The organism is Kribbella sp. NPDC026611 (assembly GCF_040638345.1).
Lineage (GTDB): Bacteria > Actinomycetota > Actinomycetes > Propionibacteriales > Kribbellaceae > Kribbella.
In genome coordinates, this window is record NZ_JBEZYC010000008.1 from 174,613 (window position 1) to 194,091 (window position 19,479).

The 19,479-nt window shown below is 70.7% G+C and carries 19 protein-coding genes; 13 read left to right on the forward strand and 6 right to left on the reverse strand.

All coding sequences use genetic code 11. The features are described from left to right. Positions 1-3 precede the first annotated feature (3 nt). The 5 genes from AB0E69_RS30165 to AB0E69_RS30185 are packed head-to-tail and all read left to right on the forward strand — an operon-like array spanning position 4 to position 4,154. Positions 4-732 (forward strand): DUF4129 domain-containing protein, encoded by a 729-nt coding sequence (locus AB0E69_RS30165; RefSeq protein WP_360153580.1) that lies wholly within the window; start codon positions 4-6, stop codon positions 730-732. Next, entirely contained in the window at positions 729-1,319 is a 591-nt protein-coding gene (locus AB0E69_RS30170; RefSeq protein ID WP_360153583.1) for a hypothetical protein, read from the forward strand. Before AB0E69_RS30165 ends, AB0E69_RS30170 begins: the two co-directional genes overlap by 4 nt. A gap of 8 nt (positions 1,320-1,327) precedes the next feature. Then, entirely contained in the window at positions 1,328-2,311 is a 984-nt protein-coding gene (locus tag AB0E69_RS30175; protein WP_360153585.1) for a MoxR family ATPase, read from the forward strand. Next, the gene (locus AB0E69_RS30180) at positions 2,308-3,609 is read left to right on the forward strand and encodes a DUF58 domain-containing protein (protein WP_360153588.1); all 1,302 of its coding nucleotides are present in this window, start codon (positions 2,308-2,310) and stop codon (positions 3,607-3,609) included. The genes AB0E69_RS30175 and AB0E69_RS30180 overlap by 4 nt, the downstream gene beginning before the upstream one ends. Further along, complete coding sequence (locus tag AB0E69_RS30185; RefSeq protein WP_360153591.1) at positions 3,606-4,154, forward strand: hypothetical protein; 549 nt, start codon at positions 3,606-3,608, stop codon at positions 4,152-4,154. The genes AB0E69_RS30180 and AB0E69_RS30185 overlap by 4 nt, the downstream gene beginning before the upstream one ends. On the opposite strand, the gene AB0E69_RS30190 is transcribed toward AB0E69_RS30185, so the two are convergent. Then, a complete protein-coding gene (locus AB0E69_RS30190; protein WP_360153594.1) occupies positions 4,151-4,702 on the reverse strand; it encodes a TetR/AcrR family transcriptional regulator in 552 nt (183 codons plus the stop codon). The two genes, AB0E69_RS30185 and AB0E69_RS30190, sit on opposite strands and share 4 nt — an antisense overlap. A 92-nt stretch (positions 4,703-4,794) precedes the next feature. Here AB0E69_RS30190 and AB0E69_RS30195 point away from each other — a divergent pair, with 92 nt between their 5' ends. After that, entirely contained in the window at positions 4,795-6,207 is a 1,413-nt protein-coding gene (locus AB0E69_RS30195) for a DHA2 family efflux MFS transporter permease subunit (protein WP_360153597.1), read from the forward strand. A gap of 2 nt (positions 6,208-6,209) precedes the next feature. After that, on the forward strand, positions 6,210-6,536 hold the full coding sequence (locus AB0E69_RS30200) for an MmcQ/YjbR family DNA-binding protein (protein WP_360153600.1): 327 nt from the start codon (positions 6,210-6,212) through the stop codon (positions 6,534-6,536). A 4-nt stretch (positions 6,537-6,540) separates the two neighbouring features. Here the strand turns inward: AB0E69_RS30200 and AB0E69_RS30205 are convergent, their stop codons facing one another. Continuing rightward, positions 6,541-7,785, reverse strand: a complete 1,245-nt coding sequence (locus AB0E69_RS30205) for a neutral zinc metallopeptidase (protein WP_360153603.1) — start codon at positions 7,783-7,785, stop codon at positions 6,541-6,543. Positions 7,786-7,880: 95 nt separating this feature from the next. On the opposite strand from AB0E69_RS30205, the gene AB0E69_RS30210 reads away from it, so the two are divergent. Together AB0E69_RS30210 and AB0E69_RS30215 are read left to right on the forward strand one after the other, a co-directional pair. Then, positions 7,881-9,584: a DUF885 domain-containing protein gene (locus AB0E69_RS30210; protein WP_360153606.1), complete on the forward strand. Its 1,704-nt coding sequence runs from the start codon at positions 7,881-7,883 to the stop codon at positions 9,582-9,584. Between the two features lie 2 nt (positions 9,585-9,586). Then, on the forward strand, positions 9,587-10,771 hold the full coding sequence (locus AB0E69_RS30215; RefSeq protein WP_360153609.1) for a Maf family nucleotide pyrophosphatase: 1,185 nt from the start codon (positions 9,587-9,589) through the stop codon (positions 10,769-10,771). On the opposite strand, the gene AB0E69_RS30220 is transcribed toward AB0E69_RS30215, so the two are convergent. The 3 genes from AB0E69_RS30220 to AB0E69_RS30230 are packed head-to-tail and all read right to left on the reverse strand — an operon-like array spanning position 10,768 to position 12,910. Further along, complete coding sequence (locus AB0E69_RS30220) at positions 10,768-11,127, reverse strand: hypothetical protein (protein WP_360153612.1); 360 nt, start codon at positions 11,125-11,127, stop codon at positions 10,768-10,770. The two genes, AB0E69_RS30215 and AB0E69_RS30220, sit on opposite strands and share 4 nt — an antisense overlap. An 11-nt stretch (positions 11,128-11,138) precedes the next feature. Beyond that, on the reverse strand, positions 11,139-11,336 hold the full coding sequence (locus AB0E69_RS30225; protein ID WP_360153615.1) for an acyl-CoA carboxylase epsilon subunit: 198 nt from the start codon (positions 11,334-11,336) through the stop codon (positions 11,139-11,141). Further along, positions 11,333-12,910, reverse strand: a complete 1,578-nt coding sequence (locus tag AB0E69_RS30230) for an acyl-CoA carboxylase subunit beta (protein WP_360153618.1) — start codon at positions 12,908-12,910, stop codon at positions 11,333-11,335. The genes AB0E69_RS30225 and AB0E69_RS30230 overlap by 4 nt, the downstream gene beginning before the upstream one ends. A 103-nt stretch (positions 12,911-13,013) precedes the next feature. On the opposite strand from AB0E69_RS30230, the gene AB0E69_RS30235 reads away from it, so the two are divergent. Continuing rightward, the gene (locus AB0E69_RS30235; protein ID WP_360153621.1) at positions 13,014-14,759 is read left to right on the forward strand and encodes a hypothetical protein; all 1,746 of its coding nucleotides are present in this window, start codon (positions 13,014-13,016) and stop codon (positions 14,757-14,759) included. Here AB0E69_RS30235 and AB0E69_RS30240 read toward each other — a convergent pair. Next, entirely contained in the window at positions 14,756-15,238 is a 483-nt protein-coding gene (locus AB0E69_RS30240) for an SCP2 sterol-binding domain-containing protein (protein ID WP_360153624.1), read from the reverse strand. The two genes, AB0E69_RS30235 and AB0E69_RS30240, sit on opposite strands and share 4 nt — an antisense overlap. 69 nt (positions 15,239-15,307) lie before the next feature. Between AB0E69_RS30240 and AB0E69_RS30245 the strand changes: the two genes are divergently transcribed. The 3 genes from AB0E69_RS30245 (at position 15,308) to AB0E69_RS30255 (ending at position 19,469) form a co-directional block, all read left to right on the forward strand. After that, positions 15,308-15,934 (forward strand): TetR/AcrR family transcriptional regulator, encoded by a 627-nt coding sequence (locus AB0E69_RS30245; RefSeq protein ID WP_360153627.1) that lies wholly within the window; start codon positions 15,308-15,310, stop codon positions 15,932-15,934. 98 nt (positions 15,935-16,032) lie between these two features. Beyond that, positions 16,033-18,660: a phosphoenolpyruvate carboxylase gene (locus AB0E69_RS30250; RefSeq protein WP_360153630.1), complete on the forward strand. Its 2,628-nt coding sequence runs from the start codon at positions 16,033-16,035 to the stop codon at positions 18,658-18,660. After that, positions 18,660-19,469 carry a biotin--[acetyl-CoA-carboxylase] ligase gene (locus AB0E69_RS30255; RefSeq protein WP_360153633.1) on the forward strand — a complete coding sequence of 270 codons (810 nt, stop codon included), beginning with the start codon at positions 18,660-18,662 and terminating at the stop codon, positions 19,467-19,469. Before AB0E69_RS30250 ends, AB0E69_RS30255 begins: the two co-directional genes overlap by 1 nt. Positions 19,470-19,479: the final 10 nt, after the last annotated feature.

A 19,479-nucleotide genomic window follows, 5' to 3' on the forward strand; every position in this document is an offset into this window, starting at 1 on the left:
CAGATGCAGACGCAGCGTCGGGGCGCGCTGGCGGTGGCCGTCGTACTGCTCCTGGGGGTTGTCGCGGCCGGCTTCGTGGTGCTCGCTTCGGCGAGTGGGCCGGTCCGCCCGGTCAGCGACAGCACGCTCACCGCGAGCCCGCGGCCGCTGCCGACCTTGACGCAGTCCCAAACCCGCACTCCGCCGGTCGGTACGCCGCCGGCGAGGCCGGTGAAGGCGCGCCCGATGCCGACCTGGCTGGCTGGGCTGTGGCAGGCGTTCGTCTGGCTCGTCATCGCCGCGGTGCTGCTGCTCATCGGGCTGGTGATCTACCGGATCGCGCGCGCGGTGAAGTTGCCGGACAGCGAGCCGGATGCTCCGGACTGGGATCGGGTGAAGACCGAGCGGCTGGCTGAGGCGGTCGACAGTGGTCTCGCGCTGATCGACAGCGGGACGCCGACCGACGCGGTGATCGCGTGCTGGGTGGCGCTGGAGGATGCGGCGGCTTCGGCTGGGGTCGCGCGGGACCCGGCAGAGACGCCTGCCGAGTTCACTGTGCGCGTCCTCGGCATCGGCGGCATCTCCGAGCCGCAGCTGGACCGGCTGGGGCAGCTGTATCGCGAGGCGCGGTACAGCACGCATGGCTCGAGCGAAGCGGCCCGGACCGAGGCGCGGGCCGCGCTGCTGCGGCTGCGTGACGAGCTGGCGGCCGCCCGGCCCAGGAGCGAGAACGGCGTGGAGGTCGCGCCGTGACGTCGTACCGCTGGTCGGAGCTGGAGGAGAAAGGGCCGCCGCCCGAGCCGAAGAAGAAGGTCCGGGCGTTCGGAGTCAACAAGACACTGCTGCAGCACGTCGGGATCACCGTGCTGGTCGGCTTGGCGCTGGTGGCGGTCTTCGGCGCGGCCGGGATGGCGCCGCGGCCCTTGTGGTTCGTCGCCGCGGCTCTGGCGATCGGGTTCGGGTCGCTGGCGATCCGGTTGCTGCTGCCGGAGGTGCTGGAGACCAGCTGGCCCGGTCGGCACGAGGAGAAGCTGGTCGCGATGCGGACCCGGACCAACGACAACCGGACCCAGTTCATCGCCACCTGGCTGCAGGAGGCTGGGCGCGAGCGGCGAGCCGGTGAGGGGTCGCAGACATTCGCCCGCCGGGTCCGGCCGCTGCTCCTGGAGCTGACCGCCGACCGCTTGCGGGCCCGGCACGGCGTGGACCTCGAGCGGGATCCGGAGCGGGCGCGGGAGTTCACCGGTGACCAGCTCTGGCACCTGATCACCAGCGACGAGAAACGTACGGCGTCCCTCGGCGAGATCGAGGCCGCGATCCACACCATCGAGAACCTGTGAGGAAACCCGTGACTGATGGCGAGCTGACGCTCGGTGAGGTGTCCGAGCTGAGCCGGCAGGTGCTCGCGCGTGTGAGCCAGGCCGTGGTCGGGAAGGCCGAGGCGCTGGAGCTGGTGCTCGCGGGCATCCTGGCCGGCGGCCACGTGCTGCTGGAGGACTACCCGGGACTGGCGAAGACGCTGGCCGCGCGGTCGTTCGCGCAGGCGCTCGGGCTGGAGTTCCGCCGGGTGCAGTTCACGCCGGACCTGCTGCCGTCGGACGTCACCGGCGCGTTCGTGTACGACCAGAAGCAGTCCGAGTTCGTCTTCCGGCCCGGCCCGATCTTCACCGGCCTGTTGCTGGCCGACGAGATCAACCGGACCCCACCGAAGACCCAGGCCGCGCTGCTGGAGTCCATGCAGGAGCACCAGGTGACGGTCGAAGGCCAGACCTTCCCGCTGCCCACCCCCTTCCACGTGCTCGCTACGGCCAACCCGGTCGAATACGAAGGCACCTACCCGCTCCCGGAGGCCCAGCTCGACCGCTTCATGCTCCGCATCGGTTTCGGCTACCCGACCGCAGCGGAGGAGTGGGAGGTACTGCGACGCCGCATGAGTCGCCGCACCGAAGACCAGACCGTCGATGCGGTCACCGACGCCGCGGGCCTCTTCGCTGCCCAGCGTGCAGTGGAGACCGTTACCGTCGACGACACCGTTGGCCAGTACTGCGTCGACCTCGCCGCAGCCACCCGCCGCGACTCGCAGGTCCTCGTCGGTGCGTCACCCCGGGGCTCGCTCGCCCTGCTCCTGACCGCGCGTGCGTACGCCGTGATCCAGGGCCGGGACTACGTCGTACCCGAAGACGTGAAAGCCGTCGCCGTGCCCGCACTGGCACACCGGATCACCGTGCGGCCGGAGCTGTGGCTGCATGAGGTGACCGGTGCGACCGTGGTGCGGACCGTCCTCGGTGCGGTGGCGACGCCGCCTACCGTGGTCGGCGCGACCCGCGCATGAAGTGGCAGCCGACCCACGCACAGGTCCGGGCGATCTGTGCGGCGGCGTTCCTGCTGGCGATCGCCGTCCTGGCGCGCCGGCCGGACGCGGCTGTGTTCGGGCTGCCGCTGGCCTTCGTCGCAGTCTGGGGACGGTACTTCCGTCCGCGCGAGCGGCCCGAGGTGACGACGGAGCTCGACGCGGACGTGCTGTTCGAGGGCCAGGCAACGACGTACCGGCTGCGGGTGGCCGGGACGGTGGACCCGGACATCGACCTGATCGTGGCGGCGCTGCCGCGGTCGCCGTGGTTCCAGTACGACCCGCCGCAGGCCGCGATCGCGGAGCCGGTGGCGAACGGCGAGGTGACGCTGGAGGTCGGCGTACGGTCGCAGCGGTGGGGGCTGAGGTCGTTGGAGCGGCCAACGGTTGCGGCAACGTCGGCGCTGGGCGCGTACCGGATCCAGGTGCGGTCCACCGGCGCCCAGGCCGTGTCCACGTTGCCGTTGCGGGAAGGGTTCGAGGCGATCGACTCGGTACCGCGTCCGGCCGGGCTCGTCGGGCTGCACCGGTCCCGTCGACCAGGTGAAGGTACCGAGCTGGCCGGCGTACGGCCGTTCCGGACCGGCGACCGGCTGCGGCGGATCAACTGGGCTGTGTCCGCGCGGACCCGCGAGCTGCATGTCACCTCGACCTGGTCGGACCGTGACACCGAGGTGGTGATCCTGCTCGACACCGGCGGCGAGATCGGGATCAGCGAAGGCATCGACGGCCGGTCGAGCAGTTTGGACACCGCGGTCCGAGCGGCTGCTTCGATCGCCGAGCACTACCTGCGGCACGGCGACCGGGTCCGGTTGATCGACACCGGGAACCTGGTCCGTGGGGTCCGGTCCGGAAGCGGACGCGGGCACCTCCGCCGGATCCTGGACGCGCTCGTGCACGCCGACCGGCGGGGACGGCAGCAGGACGAGGCACAGCTCGCCCGGCGGAACCGGATCCGGTCCGACAGCCTGGTGCTGATCCTGAGCCCGCTGCTGCGGCAGGTGATGCTTGGCTACATCGTCACGCTGGTCCACCAGGGCTGCACAGTGATCGCGGTCGACACCCTGCCGCCGGACGCCGTGTCCGTGATGGACCTCGCGGAGCACGACGCGAAGACCTGGCCGCTCGCCTGGCGACTGCGGTTGCTCGAGCGTCGCCGCGATCTGGACCGGCTCAGCGACCTCGGCGTACCGACCGTGCCCTGGCGTGGCGCCGGGACGCTCGACGAGGTACTGCGAGACGCCGCCCGCCTGTCCGCGGCACCGAGGATCCGCTCGTGACCGCTGCCGAGAAGATCACGCTCTGGCTCGCGCAGGTGCGGGCGTCGGGGCGAGCCGTGCTGCTCGCGCGGCTGGTCATCATGGCCGCCGGCGTGGTGGCGCTGGTGGTGTCGTCGCTGCAGCCTTGGGACCAGATGGACCTCGTGCCGATGCTTGCTGCGCCGATGCTGGTCGTCACCGTTGTGCTGCCCGACTCGTTGGCCGGCTTGCTCTTCATCGTCATCCTGACCGGCGGGTGGTTGATGCGCGCGCCGGGGGAGATCAGCTGGGGGCTGGGGATCACCGCAGCTGCCTTGGTGGTCGTCCACCTGGCGACGGCATTCACCGCTCAGCTCCCGTCGTACGCGCGGGTGCACCGGGACGCACTCAAGCGCTGGTGGTTGCCAGCGGCAATCGCCGTCCTGATCGTGCCGACGGCCGCGGTCGCGGCCGCGGCCGTGCAGGGCGCGGACGTCGCGGGCTCATTGCTGTTCACGGTCGGAGCCCTTGCGCTCGCGACGACGGCCATCTGGTTCGCCGCGGGCCAGAAGATCGGTCGCGACTAGTCCTCGTCCTGACCCAGCGTCTTCTGGATCTCTTCGGCCCAGGGGATGCTGATCGCGTTCGGGCCGAGGACCTGCATCGCGGACATGACTGTGATCAGCATGCCGGCGGAGAGGAACTCGCGGGCCTCCCTGGCGCTGGCGCCGGTCAGTTCGCGGACCAGCCGGTAGATGCCGCCAAAGCATTCCCGGACGCAGTCGCCGATCGCGGGCTCGGCGCTGGCCGAGAAGCCGTGCAGCAGGACCAGCAGCACCTCGGGCTCGGCGAGCAGGACCTCGTAGTTCTGCCCGAGGGTGCGCAGGTCGGCCGACTCCTTCGCCGCCTCGCGGAAGATCTGGTCGATCCGGTCGCAGACGCTCCGGACCGCGGCGAGGAACAGTTGCTGCTTGGTCCCGAACAACCGGATCACGTACGGCTGCGACACCCCGGCGATCCGCGCGATCTCGTCGGTCTTCGTGCCCTCGTACCCGGACCGCCCAAAAGCTTGCACCGCGGCCCGCAGCACCTCTTCGCCACGCTCCGCCGCGGTCAGTCGCACCCTGCTCGTCATCGCTGCTCCTTCGCTTCCCTTGACATGTTATCAGTCAATGCATACTCTCGTCATCAAGCTTGTTATCAGTGAATTACAACTAGGAGCTAGAGATGACTTCGACCGTCCTCGAGGAGAGGGAACTGACGCCGGCGCGCAGCCGTGGCCTCGGGCTGGTGCTGGCTGCGGTGGGGATTCCGACCTTCATGGTCACGCTGGACAACCTGGTCGTGACCAACGCGCTGCCGGTGATCAAGACCGAGCTCGGCGCCTCGCTGTCCGACCTGCAGTGGTTCGTGAACGCCTACACGCTGGCCTTCGCCGCGCTGCTGCTGACCGCGGCCGCGATCGGCGACCGGGTCGGCCGCCGGCGGCTGTTCCTGGCCGGGATCGCGCTGTTCACCACCGCCTCCGCGGTCTGCGCGCTGGCGACCGACCCGTGGATGCTGACCGCGGCCCGCGCGATCCAGGGCATCGGTGCGGCGGCCGTGATGCCGCTGTCGCTGACGCTGCTCGCGAGCGCCGTACCGGAGAAGCAGCGGAGCGCCGCGATCGGCATCTGGGGCGGCATCTCCGGCCTCGGTGTCGCCGTCGGCCCGGTGGTCGGCGGAGCCGTCGTGGACGGCCTGAACTGGCAGTGGATCTTCTGGCTGAACGTGCCGGTCGGCGTGATCGCCGTACTGCTCGCCGCGCGCGTGCTGACCGAGTCGAAGGGTGAGCGGAAGCGGCTCGACCTGCTCGGGCTGGTGCTGGCCACCGCGGGTGTGCTGTCGATCGTGTGGGGTGTTGTGCACGGCGCCGGCGATGGCTGGACCTCTGCCGGCGTGCTGGGGTCGCTGGTCGCGGGTGTGGCGCTGCTGGCCGTGTTCATCGGCTGGGAGCGGCGGACCGCGGCGCCGATGCTGCCGCTGCGGCTGTTCTCGGTCCGGTCCTTCAGCGTGGTGAACGTCGTGTCGTTCACGTTCTCGATGGGCGCGTTCGGCTCGGTGTTCCTGCTGGCGCAGTTCTTCCAGGTCGTGCAGCACTACAGCCCGTTCGAGTCCGGCGTACGGACGCTGCCGTGGACCGCGGCGCCGCTGATCGTCGCGCCGATCGCCGGTCTGATCGTGGACCGGGTCGGGGCGCGGGTCCTGATCGCCAGTGGGCAGCTGTTCCTGGCCGTGGCACTCGGCTGGGTCGCGCTGACCGCCAGCACGACGACGCAGTACGGCGACCTGGTCGTGCCGTTCATCCTGGCCGGCGTCGGGATGGGGCTGACCTTCGCACCGACCGCGAGCGTGGTGATGGGCAGCGCGTCCGACGCGGACCGTGGGGTCGCGTCCGGGACGAACAACACCATCCGTGAGGTCGGCGTCGCGATGGGCGTCGCGGTCCTCGCGTCGGTGTTCGCCTCGGCCGGCTCGTACGCGTCCCCGGCCAGCTACACCGACGGCGTGATCCCGGCCGTCTGGACCGGCGCCGCCATCGTCGCCGCCGGCGCCCTGGTCGCCCTGCTCCTGCCGGGCCGCAAGCGCTCTATTGTGTGACCGTGCTGGACGCAGACGACGTACGACGGATCGCGCTCTCCTTCCCGGAGACGGTGGAGAAGCAGCGGTGGGGGCATCCGACGTTCGACGTCGCCGGGCGGATGTTCGTGACGGTGCCGGACGACCAGACGTCGTTCGCGGTCCGGTGCCCCCGGCTGGAGCGCGCGGAGCTGATCGCGGCGGAACCCGGGAAGTTCTGGGTTCCGCCGCACGAGGCGGGTTCGAACTGGGTTCGGGCCCGCCTCGCCGCGCTCGAGGACGCCGACGAGCTGCACGACATCCTGCTCGACTCCTGGCAGCAGGTCGCGCCGCCGGAGCTCGCCGGCTGAGCGGCTAGCTGACGTTCTTCGGGGACGCCGAGAAGGTGTTGCAGCTGGCCGGGTTGCCGGTCTTGAAGGACTTGCCCATGAACCGGCCCTGGCTCGCCACGCTGCCGTGGTCGCCCTCCTCCGGCTTGTCGCCGGACGTCACGACGTACTTGGTCCAGACATAGAGCATCTCGCCGTTGATCGGGTAGCTGCGTTTGTTGACCGCCAGGAACACACCGGCGAAGCAGTTCGCCTGCAGCTCCATCCGCCGGGTCATCCGCATCCGGCCCGCGTAGTCCTCCTGCTCGTAGCGCAGGTTGTCGGACGCGTCCAGGATGCCGGTCATCTTCTGCACGCTGTGCCCGTACTCGTGCGCGATCGACCGCGAGTACCACATCCGCGCGTAGGCCCGGTCCGTCGAGTCGTTGTACTTCGTGTACGCCTCGACGAAGTTGTCGACCTTCATGTACATCATGTGGTTCGCCGAGCAGTAGAACGGCACGTCGACCGGCCCACTGCTGCACGGGTTCGACGTACTGGTGCCGGACCAGTACGTCATCCGCGGCGCGGTGAACTTGTAGCCGGCCTTCGCCACCAGCGGCGCCCAGGACCGGTCCAGGCACGGCTTGATCGCGGCCCAGTACGCGGCCGCGTTCCGGGCGTTGGTCGGCCGGACCCGCGGCTCCTTGCAGTTGACCGTCCGCATCTGGCCGACCCGGTAGAGCGCGTTCTTGGCCACGATCGTCGCGTCCGACGGGCCGTTCGACGGCGAGGTGGACGTGCTGGAGCTGCTCGGCTCCTCGGTCGGCCCTTCCGTCGGCTGCTCCGTCGGCTGCTCCGTCGGCTGCTCCGTCGGCTGTTCGGTCGGTTCGCTGGAGGTCGGTCCCTCGGTCGGCTCTGGGCTGTACGAGCGCGAGCTGACCGGCGGGGTGTAGTCGTTGTCGGCGTTCTTCTTGATCACGCCGAGGATCCAGGCGCCGACGATCGCCACGCCGACCAGCGACAGGATCACGACCAGCGGGGCCTTCGACTTCTTCCGCGGCGGCGGCTGGAACCCGGCACCCCACCCGAAGCCAGGGCCCTGCGGCGGGCCGGGCGGCGGTCCCTGCGGCGGCCCGTACTGCGGAGCGCCGTACTGCGGCTGTCCGTAAGGACCCTGCTGCTGGTACGGCGCCTGCTGGTACTGCGGCGGGTACTGCTGCTGCATCGGTGGCTGCTGCTGGTACGGCGGTGGGCTCTGGCCGGGCGGCCCGTACGGTGGCTGGCTCAACGCCCGTTCCTCTCTCCAACGCTGACGGCGACCGCCAACAGTATCGGCAACAAACAGGTCAGCCCCGCGCACCCCCGGGAGGTAGGGTCGGCCAGGTGACCGAAGCGCACCAGAACGGCAGCACGCCGAACAGCCCGATCGACCAGCTCGCCGACCGGTACCTCGAGGAGTACGTCGAGCTCTTGCCGATCGAGGCCACCTACCTCGGGATCTCGGGTCACGACCACGAGCTGCCCGACTACACCCCGGACGGGTACGCCGCGGCGGCCGAGCTGACCCGGCGATCCGTCGCCGGGGCGCAGGCCATCGAGCCGGGCAGCCCGCGCGAGGAGGTCGCGAAGGACGCGTTCCTGGAGCGGCTCGGGCTGGAGCTCGAGCGGTTCGAGGCCGGCGTACCGCAGTACGAGCTGAACGCGATCTCGTCGGTGCCCGCGCAGCTGCGGCAGGTGTTCGACCTGATGCCGACCGAGACCGACGAGCACTGGGAGACCATCGCGATCCGGCTGAACCAGATCGGTACGGCGCTCGACGGGTACCGCGAGACGCTGCTCGATCAGGCCGGCCAGGGCAACGTGTCCGCGCTCAGGCAGGTGACCGGGCTGGCCGAGCGGATCACCAGCTGGACCGGTGCCGAGGGCGACGACTTCTTCGGCGGGCTGGCGGCGCAGGCGCCGGACAGCGCGGTCAAGCGGGCGGTCGACGCGGCCGCGGGCTCGGCGCGCAAGGCGTTCGAGCAGTTCGGCGAGTGGCTGACCAACGACCTGGCGCCGCGGGCCTCGCAGCGGGACGCCTGCGGCCGGGAGAGGTACGAGCTGGCGTCGCGCACCTTCCTGGGCGCGACCGTCGACCTCGAGGAGACGTACGCCTGGGGCTGGGCCGAGCTGTTCCGGATCGAAACGGCGATGCAGGACATCGCGGCCGGTCTGAACGGCGGCGACCGCACTATCGAGGCGACGGCGGCCCTGCTGGACAACGACCCGGCGCGGCAGATCCACGGCAAGGAAGCGTTCCGCGACTGGATGCAGCAGCTGTCCGACGCGGCCGTCGTCGAGCTGGGCGGCACGCACTTCGACATCGCGGACGAGATCCGCACGCTGGAGTGCCGGATCGCGCCGACGTCGGACGGCTCGATCTACTACACCCAGCCGAGCGAGGACCTGACCACCCGGCCCGGCCGGATGTGGTGGGCGGTGCCGGCCGGGATCGAGGACTTCGCCACCTGGCGTGAGGTCACGACGGTCTACCACGAGGGCGTGCCCGGGCATCACCTCCAGGTCGCGCAGACGATGCTGCGCAACGACCTGCTGAACCGCTGGCAGCGGCTGGCCTGCTGGGTCTCCGGCCACGGCGAAGGCTGGGCGCTGTACGCCGAGCGGCTGATGGAGGACCTCGGCTACCTCGAGGACAAGGGCGCGCTGTTCGGCATGCTGGACGCACAGGGCTTCCGGGCCGCCCGGGTGGTCGTCGACATCGGCATGCACCTGGAGCTGGAGATCCCGCGCGACAACCCGTTCGGCTGGCGACCCGGCGAGACGTGGAACGCGGACCTCGGGTTCGAGTTCCTGCGGGCGCACTGCCGGATGGAGACCGGGTTCCTGCGCGCCGAGCTGAACCGGTACCTCGGCTGGCCGGGGCAGGCACCGGCGTACAAGGTCGGCGAGCGGATCTGGCTGCAGGCGCGCGAGGAGACCAAGCAGCGCAAGGGATCCGCGTTCGACCTGCGGGAGTTCCACCGGGACGCGCTGAACCTCGGGTCGATCGGTCTGGACCCGCTGCGCCGGGCACTGGCGAAGCTGTGAGCGTGCGGTTCGTGCTCGCGTCGGCCTCGCCGGCGCGGCTGAAGACGTTGCGCGGCGCCGGCGTCGAGCCGGAGGTGATCGTCTCCGGCGTCGACGAGGACAACATCACCGCGGAGAGCCCGGGCGAGCTCGCCCGCCTGCTCGCCACGCTGAAGGCCCGCGCGGTGATGGCCACCCTGACCGACCACGCGACCATCCTCGGCTGCGACTCGGTCCTGGAGATCGACGGCGTCGCGTACGGCAAGCCGGGCAAGCCCGAGGTCGCGCGCGACCGGCTCCGGATGATGCGCGGACGGAGCGGCGTCCTGCACACCGGGCACTGCCTGATCGATACCGAGTCCAAGCAGGAGCTCCGCGAGCTGGCGTCGACGACGGTGCACTTCGCCGACCTGACCGACGAGGAGATCGACGCGTACGTCGCCACCGGCGAACCGCTCGTGGTCGCAGGCTCGTTCACCGTCGACGGTCTGGGCGGCCCGTTCGTCGCGGGCGTCGACGGTGACTACCACAACGTGGTCGGCCTCTCCCTCCCGCTCCTCCGCACCATGCTGATCGAGGTCGGCATTCCGTGGCCGGCCCTTTGGAAAACCCGAGCGCCGTACGTCTACGACGAGACAGTGGCCGAGTCGTACGACGAGACCCGTGGCGGGACCGGGCGTGCGCAGGCCGCGGCGCGTGCGGTGAATGCACTGCTGCCCGCCGGCGGCCGCGTCCTCGAGCTGGCCGTGGGCACCGGGATCGTCGGTGCCGAACTGGTTGCCTTGGGCCACTTGGTGCACGGCATGGACCTGTCCGAGGCCATGTTGCAGCGAGCTCGGGTCCGGCTGCCCGGTCATGTAGCCGCGGCCGACGCGGCGCGGTTGCCGGTGGCAGACCGCCGGTGCGACGCGGTGGTCGCGGTGTGGCTGCTGCACCTGCTCGCCGACAGCGAGCCGGTGATCGAGGAAGTCGCCCGGGTACTGCGAACCGACGGCGTCTTCATCACCACCGCGGACAAGTCCGACGTCAGCCGCTACGCCGACGGCCGCGGCCCCACCAACCGCCGCGCCGAGGACGCGCTGTCGCACCTGGTCGCGGCAGCCGCCCGCCACGGCCTCGTCCTCGACGGCGCCACCACCTTCGTCGGCCCGACGCGGAACACGAACCAGTCACCGGTCTACCCGGTGGTCCGCTTCCGCCGTACCTAGGGTTTCAGGCCGGTCTTCGTGTCGAGGTACTGCAGCAGGTCGTGGGCTGCCAGTTCGACGGCTTTGTGGCGCCATTCGGCGGCGCGGTAGACCGAGGCGATCAATGCAGTGCGGTGGATGCGGCGGAAGTCGCCGAAGACGAAAGCGTAGCGCGCCTTGGTCTCCTCGCCGGCGCCGTCGGTGAGGCCGAGGTGCCAGGCGCCGTACTCCGCCCAGTCGTGCTTGTCCAGGTAGGAGTTCTGGTCGTCGGCCTTCGGCTGGACCTCACCCCAGTCGCTGTCCAGCACGTACTGGCGCCCGTCGATCAGCTTCCGCGCGTGGTCGACCGCCTCGGGATTGACCGTGTACTTAGCCATACCGCCAGTGTTTACGGATGAGCGCTTGCGCGCCACTGCCCCGGGCCGGGGTGGAACGGCGTCCGGGTGTTGCGCCAGTAGGTCGCCCAGTTGCTCGGCCGCTCCGGTGCAGCCGGTGCGGGCGTGGCAGAGCGAGCTGCGAGGACCGCGACGAGGGCCGCCAGTTCCGCGGGGGTCGGGTCGCCTTTGGTGACGCGGACGGTGTTCACAGGGGGATGTTCCCATGCTTCTTCGGCGGCAGGGTGTCGCGTTTGGTGCGGAGGAGGCGGAGGGCGCGGATGATTTCGGCCCGGGTCTCGCTCGGTTTGACGACGGCGTCGATGTACCCGCGCTCGGCCGCGATGTACGGGTTCGCGAGGTGGTCCTCGTACTCCGTGATCAGTTCCTGGCGGCGGACCTCGACGTCGTCGGCGGCGGCGAGCTCGCGGCGGTGCAGGATGTTGACCGCGCCCTGGGCGCCCATCACCGCGATCTGCGCGGTCGGCCAGGCGATGTTCATGTCCGCGCCGAGGTGCTTCGACCCCATCACGTCGTACGCGCCGCCGTACGCCTTGCGGGTGATCACGGTGATCATCGGGACGGTCGCCTCGGCGTACGCGTAGATCAGCTTGGCGCCGCGGCGGATGATGCCGTTCCACTCCTGGTCGGTGCCGGGCAGGAAGCCGGGCACGTCGACGAAGGTCAGGATCGGCAGGTTGAACGCGTCGCAGGTGCGGACGAACCGGGCCGCCTTCTCGGACGCGTCGATGTCGAGCGTCCCGGCGAACTGCAGCGGCTGGTTCGCGACCACGCCTACCGGCCGGCCCTCGACCCGGCCGAAGCCGACGATGATGTTCGGCGCGAACAGCGCGTGCACCTCGAGGAAGTCGCCGTCGTCGACGACCGCCTCGATCGCGGTGTGCATGTCGTACGGCTGGTTCGGCGAGTCCGGTACCAGCGTGTCCAGCGCCAGATCGGTGTCCGTCGGCTCGAGGTCGGCCGGGGCGTCGTACACCGGCGGGTCCTCGAGGTTGTTCTGCGGGAGGTGAGCGACCAGCGCCTTCACCCACTCGATCGCGTCCTCCTCGTCGCTGCCGAGGTAGTGCGCGTTACCGGACTTGGTGTTGTGCGTCCGGGCGCCGCCCAGGTCCTCCTGGCTGACGTCCTCGCCGGTGACGGTCTTGATCACGTCCGGGCCGGTGATGAACATGTACGACGACTCGTCGACCATCACGGTGAAGTCGGTGACCGCGGGGGAGTAGACCGCGCCGCCCGCGCACGGGCCCATGATCAGCGAGATCTGCGGGATCACCCCGGAGGCGCGGACGTTGCGGCGGAAGATCTCGCCGTACAGCCCGAGGCTGACCACGCCCTCCTGGATCCGGGCGCCGCCGGAGTCGTTGATGCCGATCAGCGGGCAGCCGATCTTCATCGCCAGGTCCATCACCTTGACGATCTTCTCGCCGAAGACCTCACCCAGGCTGCCGCCGAAGACGGTGAAGTCCTGGGCGAACACGCACACCTGCCGGCCGTCGATCGTGCCGAAGCCGGTCACCACGCCGTCGCCGTACGGCCGGTTCGCGTCCAGGCCGAAGCTGGTCGAGCGGTGCCGGGCGAACTCGTCCAGCTCGGAGAAGGAACCCTCGTCCAGCAGCAGCGCGATCCGCTCCCGAGCGGTCTTCTTGCCGCGGGCATGCTGCTTCTCCACGGCCCGCTCCGACCCGGCATGCACAGCCTCGTCGAGCCGCTGCTCGAGGTCCGCAATCTTCCCCGCAGTGGTGTGGACATTCGAGGTCTCTCCCATGAACCGGCAGCCTACGCGTCAGTAGGCGGTCCTGCCGCTGTGAGATCGACCGCAACACACCGCCGCGAGACGGTCTGGACTCGCCGGGCGGTAGGTTTCCGGCGTGGCGGATGCGAACTTGCACGCGCTGGTGCGGGCGGTCAGCCGGCTGGTTGCCGAGGACACCAAGGGGTGGTCATCGGCCACCGCCGACGAGATCGCCCGCCGGCTGACGCTTTCGGACCAGCGTCGGCTGCGGCCGTTGGCCGACAACCTCGACGTACCGGCACGGCTGGCTCCCGGGCCCGGGGAGGTGGACCGGCGGCCGGAGATCCGCGGCGCGCTGACCGAGCTGGTCGCGCACTGCGCCGCGGTCCTGGAGCCGGACGTGGAGCCCGCCGCGACTGAGCACGTCTTCGGTCGCAACCGGCTCGGGATGGCGATGAGCCGCGCGTACGCGGCGTTCGCGACACCGCGGCTTGTGGCGCAGCTGGGCCGGGACTGGAAGCAGGACGATCTCGGGCTGTTCCCGCAACCGGTGCTGGAGGGCGACGCTGCGTCGGCCCGTGCACTCGCGATCGCGATCATCGCGCGCAAGAGCGGGTCCGAGCAGGCGGTCCTGACCGAGCTGGTCGCCGCCGGCCGCGGTGCGGTGGCGCCGGCTGCAGCGGAGATGCTCCTGCAGTTCCGGCCGGAGTACGAAGCGCTGCCGGCCGCGACGCGCGGTGCGGTGCAGAGGTTGATCAGTGATCAGCTCGAGGCGGTGTTCGAGGGGACCGAGCGGCACCGGCTGGAGCCGGGCCGCGACCCGATCGAAGTACTGCAGGACCGGCAGGCGGCGGTCGGGGTCGGCTCCGCGGCGATCACGGCGGCGAGCATCGGTGCGACGGCAGAGATCGCCGAGCTCTTCGACAAAGGCGGCTGGCCGGAGCCGGTACGGCGGCCCGGGTCGATGCACGAGCTCTACGAGCGGATTCGAGGTGCGGTCGGCGAGCTGACCGGCGTACCGGAGTCGCGGTGGAACGGCCGGGTCGAGTTCCCGCCGCGCTCCGACGACGCGGCGATCCAGGTGACCGAGGAGCAGCAGCACGCGCTCGAGAAGCTCGTCGCCGGTCGGCCGCTGGACGCCGAGGAAGCGACCCTTGCGCGCGCCGGGATCCAGTCTGCTGCGGCGTCGTTGACGGGTCTGGCGGTGCCGGCCGAGTACGGGCGCACGGACGAGGCCGAGGCGCGGACGTTGGCGCCCAAGTTCCTCGCCGTCGAGCGGGCGGTCGGGACCGCGTTCGCCGAGGACCACTTCGGCGAGATCGTCGACCGGACGCTGCCGCCCGCGCTGGCGTACCAGGTACGGCGCGCGCCGCACGAGCCTGACCGCCGGTTCGCGCCTGCCGCACGGGCGTTCGCGAGTGTTGTCGACGCTGCGACCGACCGGCAGCGCGGGGAGACGCTGCGGGAGATGGCCGGTCAAGGCCGGACCCGGATGGCGATGGTGGCGGCGGAGGCGCTGGTGGCCGGATCGGCCGTTCTGAACGTGGAGGGGCCGTTCGCCAAGCAGATGATCGCCGGCGAGATCGACCGCGGGTTCGAGGCGCTCCCGGTCGACGACCCGCACCGGGAAGGCCTGCGAATCGGGAAGGTCGCGGAGCGCGCACCCAAGACGTATGCCGCGAACCCCGGGTTCGCCAGGTCGGCGGTCGAGGAGGAGGAGCGCCGACAGGCCAAGAACGCCCAGGTCGACGGACGGTTCGCTCCGGGCAGCGATCCCGCGAGCACCGACCCGAGCGGTGTCACCCGCTCGGGTCGGTCGCCGTCCGGCACGCGGCCGGGTCCGGGTGCTCAGGCCGCGCCGCGGGAGCGGGAGTCTGACTAGGCCGGGCCGACGGCGAAGAGTTTGGTCAGGCGGGCGGCCAGGGCGAGGTCGCCGCGGACCGAGAGGCGTTGTTTGAGCACCGCCAGGACCGGGTCCTCGTTGCCCGTGACGATGCGGAGCAGCGTGGCCGGATCGGTGCGGATCGAGATGTCCGGCGCGACCGGCCGTTCGTCCAGGATCGTGCAGCGCCCGTCGTGGATCCGGATCCGGTACTCGTCGACCGTCTCCGGAGTACCGTCCCCGCCCGCGCCGGTGATCTGCCAACTGATCACGGCATCGAACCCGGCGGCCCGGGCGGGTCGGAGGTACTCCGGCATCCGGCGAAAGATCTCGCGCAACGCGACCTCTCGCACACCCCCGATGAGTCGATGCCGAAGCTCCCGCTCCGACGTCCGGTCGACCAATCTCGCCAGCTCACTCGCCTCCAAGGTCGCAATCCCCTCGGACTCGAGCCACCCGGCACTGCCCCGTTCGGCCATCCGACCACCCCCGCGGCAGCGTTCCTACCAGACCGTAGGAATTTCCTACGATGCTGTAGGTTTTGTCAAGTGGCTGGGGACTCCGAGAAACGCCGCAGGGCGCAACATCTGGGGCCTGAGCGGCGGCGGCCGATGATTCTGGACGCTGCTCTCGAGGTCTTCTCGGCGAAGGGCTTCGCCGGTACGACGATGCAGTCGGTCGCGGATGCGGCCGGCGTGACGAAGCCGGTCGTCTACGACAGCTTCTCGAACCGCGACGAGCTGCTGCTCGCACTGCTGGCCCGCGAGGAGCAGAATCTGGTCGTCTCGATCGTTGCCGCGCTGCCGGCCAACCCGACCGTTGGTACCCCCGAGGAACACGTCCTCGAAGGCCTGACCGCGTTCCTCACCGCGGTCCAGAACACTCCCCAGTCCTGGCGGATCGTGTTCGGCGCGCAGTACGGCGCCGCACCCGCCGTCGCGGAGCGGGTGCGCGCGGCCCGCGCGTTCCTCGTCGAGAGCCTGCGGCTGACCCTGGTCCAGTCCCTGCCCGGCGTCACCGACCCCGACGCGAACCTCCCGGTCCTCGCCGAGCTCCTGGCCTCGATGACCGAGGCCTGCGCCCGCCTCCTCGTGGTGGACGGCACCGACCGGTCCCCGGAGGAGCTCGCCAAGACCGTCTCGCAGGTGGTCGGCGGCGGTTTCGGCAATGTCTAGCGCACATACTGTGAAGTAGCTGAACAGTCGGTCACGATCGGCTTCCAGTGGGCGGACGGAGCGGCGCGCGCGTGCGCCCGCCGATAGGGTGGGCGAACGTGACCGAGACCGGAAGTGAGACCCGTACCCGCGCGCGGTTCGAGGTGCCTGAGGAGCTCAGGGCCGACGTCCGCCTGCTCGGCGAGATCCTCGGCAAGGTTCTGGTCGAGTACGCCGGTCAGCCGCTGCTCGACGACGTGGAGAAGCTGCGCGAGCTGACCATCGCCGGAGACGGCGCTGCGGCCGAGCAACTGGTCGCCTCCTGGCCGCACGAGCGCGCCGAGGACGTGGCCCGGGCGTTCACCTGCTACTTCCACCTGACGAACCTCAGCGAGGAGCTGCACCGCGCGCGCGTACTGCGCGAGCGCGACCACGCCGGGACCGAAGCGGTGGTGTCCGAGCTGGCCCAGGCGGTCGAGCAGATCACCCGCGAGAGCGGCGAGCAGCAGGCCCGCGCATTGCTGAACGGGCTGGAGTTCCGCCCGGTGCTGACCGCGCACCCGACCGAGGCGCGCCGCCGCGCCGTACTGGCGACCATCCGCCGGATCACCGCGCTGCTGGACGAGCGGCACGACCCGCGGGCCGGTGACAGCGAGCTGGCGGAGAACCGCCGCCGCCTGATCGAGCAGGTCGACATCCTCTGGCGTACGTCGCAGCTGCGCACCAGCAGGCCGTCGCCGCTGGACGAGGTGCGGTCCGCGATGGCGGTGTTCGAGGAGACCCTGTTCGACGTCGTGGGCAACGTCTACCGGCGGCTGGACGACGCGCTGGCCGGTGACGCGGCCGGGACGCGGACGCCGGTGGTGGCCCCGTTCGTCCGGCTGGGCTCGTGGATCGGCGGCGACCGAGACGGCAACCCCAACGTCACCGCCGCGATCACCCGCGAGGCGATGCAGATCCAGGCCGACCACGTCCTGCGGGCGCTCGAGCAGGCCACCGAGGTGCTCGGCCGGGCGCTGACGCTGGACGCCGCGACCACACCGCCCTCAGCGCCGGTCCGCCGGATCCTCGAGGACGCCCGGGCGGTCAACCCGGAGCTGATCGCAGACATCGAGACCAGGTCGCCCGCCGAGCCGCACCGGCAGCTCCTGCTGCTCGCCGCGCGCCGGCTGGCCGCGACGAGGGCGCGGGACGCGGACTTCGGCTACCCGCGGGCCGCCGACTTCGCCCACGAGCTCAAGGTGCTGCAGGACTCGCTGGTGACCGCCGGCGCACCACGGCAGGCGTACGGCGACCTGCAGCAGCTCATCTGGCAGGTCAACTCGTTCGGCTTCCACCTGGCCGAGCTGGAGGTCCGCCAGCACTCGTCGGTGCACGCCAAGGCCCTCGAAGAGGTGCTGGGCGGCGGCGAGCTCTCCGACCAGACCGAAGAGGTGCTGGCGACGCTGCGGGTGATCGGACAGATCCAGCAGCGCTTCGGCCCGGAGGCGTGCCGTCGGTACGTCGTCTCGTTCACCCGGAACGCCGGTGACCTCGCAGCGGTCTACGAGCTCGCGGATGCGGCGCTGGACGGCCGCCCGATCGAGCTGGACGTCGTACCGCTGTTCGAGACCGGTGAGGACCTGCAGAACTCGGTAGAGGTGCTGGACAACGCGATCCAGCTCACCCGGGTGCGGCATCGGCTCACGGCGAACGACCGGCGCTTCGAGGTCATGCTCGGGTACTCCGACTCGGCCAAGGACGTCGGGCCGGTGTCGGCGACGCTGGCGCTGTACGACGCGCAGGCGCGGATCACGGCGTGGGCGCAGCGGAACGCGATCCGGCTGACGCTGTTCCACGGGCGCGGTGGTGCGCTCGGTCGGGGCGGTGGTCCGGCGAACCGCGCCGTACTGGCGCAGGCACCTGGATCCGTTGCTGGGCGGTTCAAGCTCACCGAGCAGGGCGAGGCGATCCCGGCGCGGTACGGCAATGCAGCGATCGCGCAGCGGCACATCGAGCAGGTGACAGCCGCGACTCTGCTGGCGTCGACGCCGGCGATCGAGGAGCGGGCCGCTGCGGCCGCGGACCGGTTCGCCGTGACGGAGAAGACGCTCGACGAGGCGGCGCGGACGGCGTACCACCGGCTCGTGAAAGCGGACGGTTTCGCCGAGTGGTTCGGGCGGGTCACACCGCTCGAGGAGCTCGGTCAGCTGCCGCTCGGGTCGCGTCCGGCGCGACGCGGGGTGGCCGTGTCGTCGCTGGAGGACCTGCGGGCGATCCCGTGGGTGTTCGCCTGGTCGCAGGCCCGCGTGAACGCCCCGGGCTGGTACGGCCTGGGTACTGCGCTCGCCGCGGTCGGAGACGTCGCGCTGCTGCAGGACGCGAACCAGAACTGGCCGCTGTTCCAGGTGATGCTGGAGAACGCGGAGATGTCGCTGGCGAAGACGGACCGGCGCATCCTCGGCCGCTACCTCGAGCTGGGCGGACGGGACGACCTCACGAAGCTCATGCTCGACGAGCACGCGCTGACCACCGAGTGGGTGCTGAAGGTGCTCGACGAGGAGCGCCTGCTGCAGGGCCGTCGCGTGCTGGGCCGTGCGGTCGAGCTGCGCAACCCGTACGTCGACGCACTCAGCTACCTGCAGCTCCGGGCGCTGCGCAGCCTGCGCACCGATGACTCGCTGGACGAGGAGCAGATCGTCCGCACCCGACAGCTGCTGTTGCTGACCGTCTCGGGTGTTGCCGCCGGCCTGCAGAACACCGGCTGATGTTCAGCGACCTGGACCGCCCTCCGCTGGACGAGAAGTTCCTGCGGGGGCGGCTGGTGCGTCCCGGTTCGCTGTGGACGCACCTCGACGTACTCGCCGACACGCCCTCTACCAACGCGGTCGTGGCTGCCGCTGCGGCCGCTGGTGCTGCTGAGGGTCTCGTTGTCGTAGCGGAGCACCAGTCTTCAGGCCGTGGTCGTCTGGGCCGCACTTGGACTACTCCGCCGCGCTCTGCGCTGCTCATGTCCGCTCTGCTGCGCCCGACGACTGTCGATGCGGCCCGCTGGCCCTGGCTGGGCCTGCTGGTCCCGCTGGCGGTCGCTACCGCGGTACGCCAGGTCGCCGAGATCCCTGCGTTGGTCAAATGGCCCAACGACGTCCTGGTCGAGGACCGCAAGCTCGCCGGCATCCTCCTGGAACGCGTCGACGGCCCGGCCGCCATCCTCGGCATCGGCCTCAATGTGACCCTCCGCGAGTCCGAAAAGCCTCACCCCGCTGCGACCTCGCTTGCCCTCGAACAGGCAGCCACGACGGACCGGGCCACCGTCATGGCGGCAGTGCTTCGCGAACTGGCTTCTCGCTACCAGTCCTGGGTTGACGCCAACGGTTCGCCCGACGCGGTGCTCTCGGAGTACCGCGAACTCTCCGCCACGCTGGGGCAGAAGGTCCGCGTCGAGCTCCCGGACGGCACCTTCCTGGAAGGCGTCGCCCGCGACCTCGCGGACGATGGCCGGCTCATCGTGGACTCACCGGACGGTCCTCGTCCGTTGGCAGCGGGCGACGTCACCCACCTACGAACTACTCGGTGAAGATCTTTGC

Bases quoted from the DNA above. Each gene is read 5' to 3' on its own strand.
- AB0E69_RS30165 (WP_360153580.1), top strand. From the start codon at position 4: ATGCAGACGCAGCGTCGGGGCGCGCTGGCGGTGGCCGTCGTACTGCTC.
- AB0E69_RS30180 (WP_360153588.1), top strand. From the start codon at position 2,308: ATGAAGTGGCAGCCGACCCACGCACAGGTCCGGGCGATCTGTGCGGCG.
- AB0E69_RS30190 (WP_360153594.1), bottom strand. From the start codon at position 4,702: ATGACGAGCAGGGTGCGACTGACCGCGGCGGAGCGTGGCGAAGAGGTG.
- AB0E69_RS30195 (WP_360153597.1), top strand. From the start codon at position 4,795: ATGACTTCGACCGTCCTCGAGGAGAGGGAACTGACGCCGGCGCGCAGC.
- AB0E69_RS30220 (WP_360153612.1), bottom strand. From the start codon at position 11,127: ATGGCTAAGTACACGGTCAATCCCGAGGCGGTCGACCACGCGCGGAAG.
- AB0E69_RS30230 (WP_360153618.1), bottom strand. From the start codon at position 12,910: ATGGGAGAGACCTCGAATGTCCACACCACTGCGGGGAAGATTGCGGAC.
- AB0E69_RS30240 (WP_360153624.1), bottom strand. From the start codon at position 15,238: ATGGCCGAACGGGGCAGTGCCGGGTGGCTCGAGTCCGAGGGGATTGCG.
- AB0E69_RS30255 (WP_360153633.1), top strand. From the start codon at position 18,660: ATGTTCAGCGACCTGGACCGCCCTCCGCTGGACGAGAAGTTCCTGCGG.